Source organism: Janthinobacterium sp. TB1-E2 (assembly GCF_036885605.1).
In the GTDB taxonomy this organism is placed as follows: Bacteria; Pseudomonadota; Gammaproteobacteria; order Burkholderiales; family Burkholderiaceae_D; genus Janthinobacterium; species Janthinobacterium aestuarii.
This window is the reverse complement of the sequence record NZ_CP142523.1, coordinates 2,897,938-2,910,929: the sequence shown is the minus strand read 5'-3', so window position 1 is coordinate 2,910,929 and position 12,992 is coordinate 2,897,938. Positions and strand designations below refer to the sequence as shown.

General features: G+C 63.1%; 9 protein-coding genes and 2 riboswitches. Of the genes, 4 read left to right on the top strand and 5 right to left on the bottom strand.

Translation table 11 applies throughout. The features are described 5' to 3' along the window. Positions 1 to 12 precede the first annotated feature (12 nt). The 4 genes from OPV09_RS13225 to OPV09_RS13210 all read right to left on the bottom strand — a co-directional run bounded on the left by OPV09_RS13225 (position 13) and on the right by OPV09_RS13210 (position 6,233). Positions 13 to 1,182, bottom strand: coding sequence for a cell division protein ZipA C-terminal FtsZ-binding domain-containing protein (locus OPV09_RS13225; protein ID WP_072454000.1), 1,170 nt, complete (start codon positions 1,180 to 1,182; stop codon positions 13 to 15). Next, the gene (smc, locus tag OPV09_RS13220) at positions 1,179 to 4,706 is read right to left on the bottom strand and encodes a chromosome segregation protein SMC (protein WP_034752272.1); all 3,528 of its coding nucleotides are present in this window, start codon (positions 4,704 to 4,706) and stop codon (positions 1,179 to 1,181) included. Before smc ends, OPV09_RS13225 begins: the two co-directional genes overlap by 4 nt. Before the next feature lie 184 nt (positions 4,707 to 4,890). Next, positions 4,891 to 5,526: a phosphatase PAP2 family protein gene (locus OPV09_RS13215; RefSeq protein ID WP_235194236.1), complete on the bottom strand. Its 636-nt coding sequence runs from the start codon at positions 5,524 to 5,526 to the stop codon at positions 4,891 to 4,893. 134 nt (positions 5,527 to 5,660) lie between these two features. After that, complete coding sequence (locus OPV09_RS13210; RefSeq protein WP_338682059.1) at positions 5,661 to 6,233, bottom strand: ATP-dependent Clp protease proteolytic subunit; 573 nt, start codon at positions 6,231 to 6,233, stop codon at positions 5,661 to 5,663. Positions 6,234 to 6,402: 169 nt separating this feature from the next. Continuing rightward, positions 6,403 to 6,489: riboswitch (glycine riboswitch) on the top strand. Positions 6,490 to 6,516: 27 nt separating this feature from the next. Next, a riboswitch (glycine riboswitch) is annotated at positions 6,517 to 6,622 on the top strand. Positions 6,623 to 6,696: 74 nt separating this feature from the next. Between OPV09_RS13210 and gcvT the strand changes: the two genes are divergently transcribed. The 3 genes from gcvT (at position 6,697) to gcvP (ending at position 11,291) form a co-directional block, all read left to right on the top strand. Next, positions 6,697 to 7,818, top strand: a complete 1,122-nt coding sequence (gene gcvT / locus OPV09_RS13205; protein WP_338682057.1) for a glycine cleavage system aminomethyltransferase GcvT — start codon at positions 6,697 to 6,699, stop codon at positions 7,816 to 7,818. A gap of 73 nt (positions 7,819 to 7,891) precedes the next feature. Next, a complete protein-coding gene (gene gcvH, locus OPV09_RS13200; protein ID WP_034752282.1) occupies positions 7,892 to 8,272 on the top strand; it encodes a glycine cleavage system protein GcvH in 381 nt (126 codons plus the stop codon). A 118-nt stretch (positions 8,273 to 8,390) separates the two neighbouring features. Next, positions 8,391 to 11,291 carry an aminomethyl-transferring glycine dehydrogenase gene (gene gcvP, locus OPV09_RS13195; RefSeq protein ID WP_338682056.1) on the top strand — a complete coding sequence of 967 codons (2,901 nt, stop codon included), beginning with the start codon at positions 8,391 to 8,393 and terminating at the stop codon, positions 11,289 to 11,291. Between the two features lie 157 nt (positions 11,292 to 11,448). Here the strand turns inward: gcvP and OPV09_RS13190 are convergent, their stop codons facing one another. Then, positions 11,449 to 11,616, bottom strand: a complete 168-nt coding sequence (locus OPV09_RS13190) for a hypothetical protein (protein WP_338682055.1) — start codon at positions 11,614 to 11,616, stop codon at positions 11,449 to 11,451. A gap of 144 nt (positions 11,617 to 11,760) precedes the next feature. On the opposite strand from OPV09_RS13190, the gene OPV09_RS13185 reads away from it, so the two are divergent. Beyond that, positions 11,761 to 12,978, top strand: coding sequence for a Bcr/CflA family efflux MFS transporter (locus OPV09_RS13185; protein ID WP_070304004.1), 1,218 nt, complete (start codon positions 11,761 to 11,763; stop codon positions 12,976 to 12,978). Positions 12,979 to 12,992 lie beyond the last annotated feature (14 nt).

Here is a 12,992-nt window from a genome sequence, read left to right as displayed (position 1 = left end):
TTGCGGGATTCTTCAGCTAAATAAACGCAGGGCGCGGGTGGAACCGGCCGGAATGTCGGCCGCGTCCATTTCCTGATAAAACTCTTGCACCTGGCCGGCGATCTCGGCCAGCGCCGCATCGGACAGGGCCTGGTTGTAATCGTCGACGATGGTGGCGTCGAGGCGGCCTACCAGTGCCTTGGCGCAAGCGACCATGGCGCCAAAACCGTCGCGCGCGGGCGCCACGCAGGGCACGTCCAGCAGCAGGGTCAAACGGGGCGTCGTTTCCTCGGCCAGGGTGACATTCGTCGACAGCGAGAACAGATAGCCGCCTTCGCCGTCCGGCATGACGAAGCGGCCGTCCGGACGCACGTCAAAGCCCTGTTTTTCCAGCGCGAACAGCAAGGTGGAAATGGCCCATGGTGCGCCATTCGTGTGCAGGTTCACGCCCAGCTGGGCGTCGTGACCGGCAACGAAACGGTGCAGATTGCGCGCTTCGGCCATCACTTCCATCATGTCCGGCACTTCCGGCTCGGCGCCGATCTCGTCGGCTACACCGCGCAGGCGCGTGACCAGTTCCGAGTATTCGAGTTCATTCAAGGCCGTGCTGCGGCTGGCCAGCTGCACGCCGCCCTGCATCTTGGTGTAGACACCGCCATGCGTGATCGGTTCCCAGTCGCCATTCACGTGCAGGCCGATGAAGTGCACGGGTTTGTTGCCCACCAGGCGCAGGGTTTGCAGCACGGGCAGGATCTTGTCGCCGCGCACGGGCGCTTCCAGCGACAAAGGCAGCAGGCAATCGATGAGCGGGTCGACCAGGCTGGTCGCCTGTTCGCTGGCGGCGCTGACTTCCTGCTGTACCGGCGCGACAGGGGCGGCTGGAGGCGCTTCGATGCCGGCGCCACCCAATGATGGTTCCGCATGCACGGGGGCGTCGGGCACGGGCGCCGCTGGCGGTGCGCCGAACGACGGTTCGGCCTTGGCGGCGGGCGCGGCGTCAAAGCGCGGCTCCTGGCGCAGCACGGGTTCCTGGGCTTCCACTGCGGGCGCATCGCCTTCGCGCATCAGCACGTCGTCGTGGTCGGTGGAAAAAGCCCGTTCCACGCTTTTCTTGGCCTTGTATTCCTGCCATTTGTTGTACGAGAAAACGCCGACGATAAAGACGCCGCCGGCGCCGAACAAGGTAATTTGAAGGTCTGTCATGCTGCTTGTGCCTCGGTTGCAAAATTTGCGGCGGACTCCATGTCCACCGCCACGATGCGCGATACGCCCTGCTCCTGCATCGTCACACCGATCAATTGATGGGCCATTTCCATCGCAATCTTGTTATGCGAAATGAAAAGGAATTGGGTCTGGTCGGACATGCGCTTGACCATGCGGCAGAAGCGTTCCGTGTTCGAATCATCCAGCGGTGCATCGACTTCGTCGAGCAGGCAGAACGGCGCCGGATTCAGGCGGAACATGGAAAACACCAATGCGGTCGCGGTCAGCGCCTTCTCTCCACCGGACAACAGGTGGATGGTGGCATTTTTCTTGCCGGGAGGCTGCGCCATGACTTGTACACCGGAATCGAGAATCTCGTCGCCCGTCATGGTCAGTTTCGCCTGGCCGCCGCCGAACAGGATCGGGAACAGCTCGGAAAAGTGATGGTTGACCTTGTCGAACGTGTCTTGCAGCAAGTCGCGCGTTTCCTTGTCGATCTTGTGGATCGCGTCTTCCAGCGTGTTGATCGCTTCCGTCAGGTCGGCATTCTGGGCGTCGAGGAAATTCTTGCGCTCGGATGCCTGTGCCAGTTCGTCCAGCGCGGCCAGGTTGACGGCGCCCAGGGCCGTGATGGCATTGGTCAGACGAGTGACTTCGCCCTGCAGATACGATGGGCGCATGTCCGGATGCAGCTTTTCCGTCAGGGCCGCTTCATCGGCGCCCGATTCCAGCAATTGCTGGGCGAATTGCTCCTGGTTCAGGCGCGCGGCCTGTTCCTTGAGCTGCATTTCCATGATCTTGTCGCGCTGCGGCTGCAAGCTGCGTTCCGATTGCGTGCGCGCATCTTCGGACAGGCGCAGCTGCTGCGTAATTTGATCGAGTTCGTGGCGCGCGTCGGCCAGCGCCCGCTCCTGCGTGGTGCGGCGTTCGAGCAAATCCTGCAAGCCGTCGGCGGCCGCGCCGCTTTCCAGGTTGGCCAGTTCCAGTTCGCCCGCCTGCAGGCTGGCCGCCACTTGCTGGGCCTGCGTATTGGCCGTGGCGATGTTGCGGCGCAATTCCTCGATCTTCGCGCGGTGGGCTTTTTCCGCGTATTCCGTATCCTTGGCGGCCCGCTCCAGGTCGCGCAAGGCTTCGCGCGCCTCGGCCAGCCGCTGTTCCTTTTGCAGGAAGTCAGTGTGGCCGTCTTCGTGGGCTTCCTGCAAGTTGCCCAGTTCCATGTCCAGCTGTTCGAATTTCTCTTCCGATTCCGCCTTGATCTGCTGCTGTTCCGCTTCCTGTGCGGCGATTTCGGCCAGGTCGGCGCCGATCTGCGTGCTGCGCTGGTTGAAGCGCGCTTCCACTTCCGACAGTTTCACCACGTCCAGCTGCAAGGTATGCACGGAGGAAGTGAGCTGCTGTATGCGCAGTCGCAAGTCGGACAGGTTGCGCGTCAAGGTGGCGACGGCCGCGTCGGCCCGCACGGAACGGGCGCGCGCCTCTTCGGCCAGCAATTGCTGGGCGCGCAACTGTTTGCCGATATTCTCGATTTCCTGCTGGCGGCCCAGCATGCCTTCCTGCTCCGAATCGGCCGCATAGAAGCGCACGCTGGTGGCCGTGACCACGTGACCGGCGCGCGTGACGAAATAGCCGCCCGGCGGCAATTTACTACGTTCGGCCAGCGCTTCGGCCGCGTCTTCCACGGCGTAGGCGTTGTACAGCCAATCCTGCAGCAAGCCGCGCAAGCCCGGATCGTTGAGTTTGAGCAAATTCAGGAAAGGCTTGAGGCCCGGCACTTCCGGTTGCGGCAGCGGCGCCACGGTCGACGGCGCGTACAGGGCCAGCTTGGCCGGTGGCGCATCGGCAAAGAAGGCCTTGGCCCAGTCGATGTTCGACAGTTGCAGAGCCGACGTACGCTCGCGCAAGATCGATTCCATGGCCGCTTCCCAGCCCGCTTCGATCTGCAGCTTTTGCCACAGGCGCGGCAAGGTGTCGAGTTCGTGCTTTTTCAGCCATGGCTGAACCTTGCCCTGGGTTTGTACCCGTTCCTGCAATTGTTTCAAGGCGGAAAGACGCGCTTCCAGCTGGGCGTTGGCAGCCGTTTCGGCATTCACCTGCGCCTGCGCCTCCATCCGTTCCTGCTCCAGCTTCGGCTGCTGCTCCAGCGCCTCTTCCAGGTAAAAGCCCTGCTCTTCCAGGGTTTGCTGCTTTTCTTCCAGCTGCAGTTTCAGGTTTTCCAGGTGGCTGCTGTCGGGCAAACTCAGGCTGTTCTTTTCCTGCTGCAGGCGCTCGCGGCGCGTCAACAGGCTGGCCAGGATGTTCGAGGCGTTGCGCTGGTGCGCCGATTCCAGTTCCAGCTGCTGCTGTGCCTGCATGATCCGTGCGCGCGATTCCGTGCTCTTGTTTTGTGCGGCGCGCCAGGCGGCGTCGAGTTCGGGCAATTGCTCGCCCTTCTGCTCGGCCATCATTTGCGACTGTTCCACCTTGGCAGCCAGTTCCTCGAGGTGGAATTCCGCCTCTTCGATCTGTTCCTGGTATTCGCTACCCTGCTGCGTCCACTGGTCGCGCTGGGCAGTCAATGTGGCCAGCTGCGCCTGCAGGCGGGCGCGCGATTCGATGACGAACTTGATCTGCGCCTCCAGGCTGCCGATTTCCGCATTCGTCTGGTACAGATGGCCTTGCGCCGTATGCAGCCGGTCGCCCACGGCAAAGTGCGCCTGGCGCATCTGCTCGAGGGTCAGCTCCACGTTGCGCAGCTTGGCCGTCTGTTCTTCCAGGTCCGTCTGCGCCTGTTCCACTTCGCGGAAATAGCGCGTCTGTTCGTTTTGCGCCTCGTTCTTGCGCAGCAGCCACAACAGTTTCTGCTTTTCTTCCTGGTCCGCCTGCAAGGCGTGGAAACGGGTGGCCACGGCCGCCTGCGCTTCCAGCTTTTCCAGGTTGGCGTTGAGTTCGCGCAAGATGTCTTCCACGCGCAGCAAATTCTCGCGCGTGTCCTGCAGGCGGTTTTCCGTCTCGCGGCGGCGTTCCTTGTATTTGGAGACACCGGCCGCTTCTTCGAGGAAAACGCGCAATTCTTCCGGGCGCGATTCGATGATGCGCGAAATCATGCCCTGGCCGATGATGGCGTAGGCGCGCGGACCGAGGCCCGTGCCGAGGAAGATATCCTGGATGTCGCGCCGGCGCACGGGCTGGCCATTGATGTAATAGGTGGACGTGCCGTCGCGCGTCAGGGTGCGCTTGACGGCGATCTCGGCGTACTGGCCCCACTGGCCGGACGCCTTGCCATCGTTATTGTCGAACACCAGTTCCACGGAAGCGCGCCCGGCTGGTTTACGGTGGGTGGAGCCGTTGAAAATGACGTCCTGCATCGATTCGCCGCGCAATTCCGACGCTTTCGATTCGCCCAGCACCCAGCGCACGGCGTCGATGATGTTCGACTTGCCGCAGCCATTCGGCCCGACCACGCCCACGAGCTGGCCTGGCACCTGGAAATTGGTGGGATCGACGAAAGACTTAAATCCCGACAACTTGATGGAAGAGAGACGCACGTGTTTTAGAGTTCCTGGCCTATGCTGGCGGTTATATTATGGGTGAACCCGGTTCATATTCAGTTCAGATGCAGCATCGCGACGGCTGTCTGGCCATGCACCGCAAAAAAAGTGGTTCATCATACCATTTCCTGATGCTTTTCTGGCCAAAAAACAGCGGCGCCAGGCGCCGGTTGGCAGCGGATCAGCGGGCAGGACGGCCATCCTGCGCCAGTTTCCAGTCCGCACGCGAAAAAACGCGCTCGTGCCCGGACAGCACCAGGGCCAGTTTTTGCAGCCATTGTTCGGTCGGCATGGGTTCGGCCTTGAAGCTCAGCACCACCATCAGCGCCAGGCTGGCCAGGGCCAGCGCATGGCTGACGGCGAAATTGACGGCGCCGCGGGCATTCCACATGAAGCCCAGCGCCACCGCCAGGCCCAGCACGCAGCCGCTGACGGCTTCCGACACGCTGTGCGCATGCACGACCACGCGGGAAATGGCCACCAGCACGGCAAAGGCCACGCCGACGAGCACGCCGGCATGGCGCCAGCGCGGCTCGGCCCGCTGCAACAGCACATACATCAGCACGGGAAACACAGCGCCGGCGCGCATGGCGTGGCCGCTGAAACCCGTAAAATCGAGCGTGCTGCTGCCCACGCCCCAGCTCATGAAGGCCAGCTTCGACAGCACCACGAGGGCCAGGCCGCCGCCGTACCACAAGCTCCAGCTGAGCACCAAACGCCACTGGCGCGACACGAGCAGCCACAGGGCAATCGCCACGCCAGCCGGCCCCATCACGGACATGTCGGCCGCAAAAGAAATCCCATTCCACCAAGTCATCGTGCATGCGCTTATTTCATGATCAGCTTGCACTATGCCACGACTCTGCCCTGTTCCGCGCGGCTTTTGCTGTGCTGCAGCGAAGAATTACATTCGATTACAAAATTTCCTCGTCAAGACCAGCCGCCTGGGCGTCAGATATTCGTCAGGCGCTTGCCCTTGGGCGGCGCAAAGTCGCGGATCGAGTCGATCATGCCCACGTCCAGCGCCTGGTCGGCCGTCAGGTGCAGGTCGGAATACGCATGCACCTGCCACTGCTCTTGCGTCAGGTTGACGTGGCCGCGCAGGATGCGCTCGGTGCGCATGTCGTCGGCGCGCAAGCCCTCGACGATGATGCTGAGCGCATCGGGACGCGAACCGGGCGACGCCGTCGCATGCGACTTGTGCACCATGAAGCGGGCCGTGTCGCTGGCGTGGCGCTGCCGCCCCGCCAGGAACAGGGTGACGGCGATGGACGCCACGGCGCCCGCGTTATAGGTAATGATGTCGAGCGGCAACTTGCTGAGGATGTTGTACAGACAGATGCCATCGCTGACATAGCCGCCGTTGGACTGGATCAAAATGTGCGCGGTGGTGAGCTTGTCTTCCGTGATGTCGGCCACGGCGTTGAAGACGCGCCGCACCATGTCACTGTTGACATCGCCCGAGAGGGTAAAGTAACCGTGCTGCTCGGTGTTGTTTTGTGTCTCGCTTTGTGTCGTGTTCATGGCAGGCACCCGCAAGAAAGCCAGGATTTCATCATAGCGCATTCCCGCGCGGCCGGGCGCCCTTTTGCACCGGGCCAGCGCCCCTCCCAGCCCCGCAAACCGGGGCTTTTGCTGCAATTTGGCAACGTCTTTTCAGATTGACAGAAACACCCTGCTGGCATATATTCCTCCCACTTGATCGGGAGAGGGCAACCCAGCGTTGCCGCCGAAGGGGCACTACCCAAAAACTCTCAGGCAAAAGGACCGATCAGGCGGACTGAAGCTGTTGCTTTGGCAACATCTTTAGCTCAACTCTGGAGAGCGGCCGCGGCTATTGCCGGCGGCCCACCGAAGGGGCGCACGGGGCAAGCCCCCGTAATCTCTCAGGTACAAAGGACAGGGGGGTCAGTGATCACGCTGGAAAGCCGTGTTTGGCTATTCTATGTTTTGTTAACTCCCCCTTTACCTTCGTCCCGAGGAATCCATGACGCTCAAAGCGACCCCACTCAACAACGCCCACCGTGCCCTCGGCGCCCGCATGGTCGATTTCGGCGGCTGGGACATGCCTGTCAACTACGGCTCGCAAATCGAAGAGCATAACGCCGTGCGCGGCGATGCCGGCATGTTCGACGTGTCCCATATGTGCGTGGTCGATATCGAGGGCCCGAACGTGCGCGCCTTCCTGCACGGCTTGCTGGCCAATAACGTCGACAAGCTGCAAGTGTCGGGCAAGGCCCTGTACTCGTGCATGCTGAATGCCGAAGGCACCGTCATCGATGACCTGATCGTCTACTTCTTCAACGAAAACTGGTTCCGCCTCGTCGTCAACGCGGGCACGGCTGAAAAAGACGTGGCCTGGATGCAGCAGCAAAATGCCAGCACCAACAGCGGCCTGACGATCACGCAGCGCCGCGACGGCAATGACGCCATGGCCCTGGTGGCCGTGCAAGGCCCGAACGCGCGCGCCAAGGTGTGGCAAGTGCTGCCGCAAACGCAAGCCGCATCCGAAGCCATCAAACCGTTCAACGTCGTCATCGTCAAGGACACGCCATTTGGCGAAGTCATGCTGGCGCGCACCGGCTACACGGGCGAAGATGGTTTTGAAATCGGCGTGGCCGCCACCCAGGTGGAAGCGCTGTGGAACGCCCTGGCAGCGGCGGGCGTCAAGCCGGCCGGCCTCGGTGCGCGCGACACCCTGCGTCTGGAAGCGGGCATGAATCTGTACGGCCAGGACATGGATGAAACCGTCAACCCGCTCGACGCGGGCCTCGCATGGACCATCGACCTGGTCAGCGAGCGTGACTTCATCGGCAAGGCCGCCCTGCTGGCCAAAGGCCAGAATGCGCAATTCGTCGGCCTGATCCTGCGTGAAAAAGGCGGCGTGCTGCGCGCCCATCAAAAAGTCATCATCGCCGGTAACGAGCAAACAGGCGAAATCACGAGCGGCACCTTCAGCCCGACCATGCAGGAAGCAATCGCCCTGGCGCGCGTGCCCAACGGCGTCAACGTGGGCGACACCGTGCACGTGGAAATCCGCGGCAAGCAGCTGGCCGCCTCGGTAGTCAAGCTGCCTTTCGTGCGTAACGGTAAAATCCTGGCTGCGTAAGCGTATTTATAGAGCCGCCCGCAAGACCGTACAACCATAATCAATAACGAACATTTACCATCTGGAGCCACACATGAACATTCCTGCAGACCTGAAGTACACCGCTTCCCACGAATGGGTACGCCTGGAAGCCGACGGCACGATCACCGTCGGCATCACCGAGTACGCGCAGGATGCGCTGGGCGACATCGTCTTTGTCGAACTGCCTGACGTCGGCGCCACCTTCACCGCCGGCGACGACGCCGCCGTGGTGGAATCGGTCAAGGCAGCAAGCGACATCTATGCGCCGCTGTCGGGTGAAGTCGTGGCCGTCAACGACGACGTGGTCAATGCGCCTGAATCGATCAACGCCGATGCCTACGCCAACTGGCTGTTCAAGATCAAGCCAGCCGACGTGTCGGCCCTGGACGGCTTGCTCGACGCTGCCGCCTATGGCGCCACCACCAGCGCGTAATCGCGTTTGACTCACGGGCCGCGTTTGCGGCCCGTTTGCATTTAATTTTGTAGCTATGCCCCGGCGCCGCGCCCGCGCGCCGCATCCCGGTTTTTCAGTCTTTTTTGGCCTCTATATCATGACCCGCACCAGCCTGACCCAACTCGAAGCACGCGATGCCTTCATCGCCCGCCACATCGGCCCTTCCGCCACCGAACAGCAAGCCATGCTGGCGACCCTCGGCTATCCATCGCGCGCAGCGCTGATCGACGCCCTGGTACCGGCCAACATCCGCAACAAGGGCGCCCTGCCCCTGGGCGCGTACTCGCAGCCGATGCCGGAACAGGAAGCCCTGTCGCGCCTGAAAGCCATCGCCGGCAAGAACCAGGTGCTCAAATCCCTGATCGGCCAGGGCTACTACAACACGTTCACCCCTGGCGTCGTGTTGCGCAACATCTTTGAAAACCCGGCCTGGTACACGGCATACACGCCTTACCAGCCAGAGATTTCGCAAGGCCGCCTGGAAGCGATTTTGAACTTCCAGCAAGTGATCACGGACCTGACCGGCATGGGCATCTCGAACGCCTCGATGCTGGACGAAGGCACGGCCGCCGCCGAAGCGATGACCCTAATCCAGCGCGTGGGCAAGTCGAAATCGAACGTGCTGTACGTCGCCAACGACGTGCTGCCGCAAACCCTGGAAGTGGTGCAGACGCGCGCCCAGCCGATCGGCATCGAGGTGCGTACGTTCGACCCGGCTGAAATCGAGTCGCTCGACGCCTGTTTCGGCGTGCTGCTGCAATACCCTGGCGTGAACGGTGTCGTGCGCGACTACCGCGCCGGCGTGGAAAAACTGCATGCGAATGGCGCCATGGTCATCGTCGCGGCAGACCTGCTGGCCCTGACCATGCTCACGCCACCGGGCGAATGGGGCGCCGACGTCGTCGTCGGCAACAGCCAGCGCTTCGGCGTGCCGCTCGGTTTCGGCGGCCCGCACGCGGGCTATCTGTCCACGCGCGATGAATTCAAACGCAATATGTCGGGCCGCCTGGTCGGCGTGACCGTCGATGCGCAAGGCAACAAGGCGTATCGTCTGGCCCTACAGACGCGCGAACAGCATATCCGCCGCGAAAAAGCGACGTCCAACATCTGCACGGCGCAAGTGCTGCTGGCCGTGATGGCCTCGATGTACGCCGTCTACCACGGCCCTGCCGGCCTGCTGCAGATCGCCCAGCGCGTGCACCGTTACACGGGCGTGCTGGCCGCCAACCTGAAGACGCTCGGCTATGGCGTCGTCAACGCGAGCTACTTCGACACCCTGACCATCAATGTCGCCGATGCGGCGCAGCTGCACGCGACGGCCATGCACCACGGCGTCAACCTGCGCAAGATCGACAACACCCATGTCGGCGTGTCGCTCGACGAAACCACCACGCGCGATGATATCGCGCTGCTGTGGAAGGTGTTCGCGCACGGCCTGGCCAACGCGCCTGCCGCCCCGGACCTGGATGCCGTTGAAGCAACTGTGACCAGCGCGCTGCCGGCCAACCTGGCGCGCGAAAGCGCCTACCTGACCCACCCCGTCTTCAACAGCTACCACTCGGAACACGAAATGCTGCGCTACCTGCGCAGCCTGGCCGACAAGGACCTGGCGCTGGACCGCACCATGATCCCGCTCGGCTCGTGCACCATGAAGCTGAACGCCACGAGCGAGATGATTCCCGTCACCTGGCCAGAGTTCTCGAACATCCACCCGTTCGCGCCGGATGCACAAACGGTTGGCTACCGCGAAATGATCTCGCAGCTAGAAGAGATGCTGTGCGCGCTGACCGGCTACGCGGCCGTCTCGCTGCAGCCGAACGCCGGCTCGCAGGGCGAATACGCGGGTCTGCTGGTGATCAAGGCGTATCACGAATCGCGCGGCGAAGGCCACCGCAACATCTGCCTGATTCCATCGTCGGCACACGGCACCAACCCCGCATCGGCCAACATGGTCGGCATGCAGGTCGTCGTCACCAGCTGCGACGCCAACGGCAACGTGGATCTGGCCGACCTGAAAGCGAAAGCGGAAAAGCACAGCGCCAACCTGGCTTGCGTGATGGTCACCTACCCATCGACCCACGGCGTGTTTGAAGAAGGCATCCAGGAACTGTGCGAAATCATCCACTCGCACGGCGGCCAGGTCTACATCGACGGCGCCAACATGAACGCACTGGTCGGCGTGGCCGCTCCCGGCTCATTCGGCGGCGACGTGTCGCACCTGAACCTGCACAAGACCTTCTGCATCCCGCACGGCGGTGGCGGACCAGGCGTCGGCCCGATCGGCGTGGGCGCCCACCTGGCGAAATTCCTGCCGAACCAGCGTTCAAGCGGCTACCAGCGCGACGCCGCCGGCATCGGCGCCGTCAGCGCCGCGCCATTCGGCTCGGCCAGCATCCTGCCGATTTCGTGGATGTACATCGCCATGATGGGCGCAGAGGGATTAACCGCAGCGACCGAGACGGCGATCCTGGCGGCGAACTATATCGCGCGCCGCCTGGCGCCGCACTACCCCGTGCTGTATTCGGGCCACGACGGCCTGGTCGCGCACGAGTGCATCCTGGACCTGCGCCCGATCACGGACGCCACCGGCATCAGCAACGAAGACGTGGCCAAGCGTTTGATGGACTTCGGTTTCCATGCCCCGACCATGAGCTTCCCCGTGCCGGGCACGCTGATGATCGAGCCGACGGAAAGCGAATCGAAAGCGGAAATCGACCGCTTCATCGACGCCATGATCGCCATCCGCGCGGAAATCGCCAAGGTCGCCAGCGGTGACTTCGACCACGACGACAACCCTTTGAGGAACGCGCCGCACACGGCACAAGTCTTGATGTCGGACAGTTGGGATCGCAAGTACAGCCGTGAAATCGCGGCCTATCCGGTCGCGTCCCTGCGCCAGCGCAAATACTGGCCGCCGGTCGGCCGCGCCGACAACGTGTACGGCGACCGCAATCTGTTCTGCGGTTGTGCACCGATCAGCTCTTACGAAGAAGAGTAAGCGCCACGCGCCCGCTTAGGCGGGCATGTCAGCGACAGAAAGGCAGGCCACGCGGCCTGCTTTTTTTTATCGTAGGTCGGATTAGGCCCGAAGGGCCGTAATCCGACAACATGGTTGGCGTATATGGTGACGTCGGATTACGCTCCGCTAATCCGACCTACGCGATTGGCAACGCCAGCAAGACCGCCCCCGGCAAGCCCAGCACGGTGCCCAGTACCGTCAGACACACAACATCGCGCCGCTCGCAGCGGGTGCGGTGCGAGCTCCAGGCGGCAAACAGCAGCGCGACAGCCACGCCGCTGAGCGAGATTCCCACTTCCGTCATGCCAGCTCTCCCGTCATTGTCTCTTCCTTCATCGCTCTCATCCTTTTCATTGATTGAACAAACTACCTACCGGTAGGCAGTAAGTGTACAATAAAAAACACGGCGGCGTCCATGCCCTGTTTTTTGACGATAAAAGGAATCGCAATGCAGCAGCAAACCACTCTCCCCGCCGCCAGTCTCGGGCTGGCGGCTTCCCTGGCTCTCGTGGCCGTGCTTGGTCCGGCAGGCATCGACATGTACTTGGCCTCGATGCCGGCCATGGCGCGCGAGCTGCACACCTCGTATGCGAACGTGCAGCTGAGCCTGACCGTCTTCCTGCTGGCCCTGGGCGCAGGCCAATTGCTGTGCGGGCCGCTCACCGACATGCTGGGCCGGCGCCGTCCGCTGCTGGCCGGCATCGCCGTCTACATCGTGGCGGCCGTATGGGCGTCGCAGGCGGATCAATTGAGCACCTTGCTGCTGGCGCGTACCTTGCAGGGCCTGGGTGCGGCGCTGACCCTGGTCGTGGTGATGAGCATGGTGCGCGACGTGGCCGATGGGGTCAAAGCGGCGCAGCTGTTTGCCCTGTTGATGACCATCGTCGGCCTGGCGCCCGTGCTGGCGCCCGCCGTGGGCGGCTTGCTCGATGCGCACTACGGCTGGCGCGCCGTGATGCTGGCCCTGGCCGCGCTGGGCGCCTTGACCCTGCTCAATAGCGCGCTGTTCCTGCCGGAAACACTGCCCCGTGCCCGCCGCGTTTCGCCGCAAGGCATGCACCGCACCTATGCGCGCATCGCACAGGACCGCGCCTTCCTGCTGCCCGCGCTGGCCCTGTCAGCCACGTTCTTTTTCCTGTTCGCGTATATCGGCGGCGCGTCGCTCGTGTACCAGCGCGATTTCGGCCTGTCCGCCAGCAGTTTCGGCCTCGTCTTTGGCGCGACAGGCGTGGCCGTGCTGCTCGGTGCCATGGCCAGCGGCCGGATGGTGGAAAAGCATGGCGTGGCGCGCCTGAGCGTGGCGGGCAGCGTGGCCATGCTGGGCGGTGCGGCACTGGCCCTGCTGGGCGCGTGGGCGGGAGCGGGCATCGCCGCCGTCGTGCCGGGCATGTTCGTGGCCCTGTTTGGCCTGGGCATCGCGGAAGCGGCGCTGATGGCCATGGCCATGGGTTCGCAGCAGCGCGCACTCGGCTCCACGGCCGCCCTGCTGGGCGCCATCCAGATGACCTTATCGTCCTTGGCCACGCCGCTGGCGGCCAGTCTGTCCGAATGGGGGCCGCTGCCCTGGCTGCTGTTCTTGACCGTGGCCGGCCTGCTGGTATCATGGCTGACCCTGGCCACTGCGCGCATCCATCCGGTCCATGCCGGCAGCCTGGGAGCGCACTGACGCTTCACCCAATC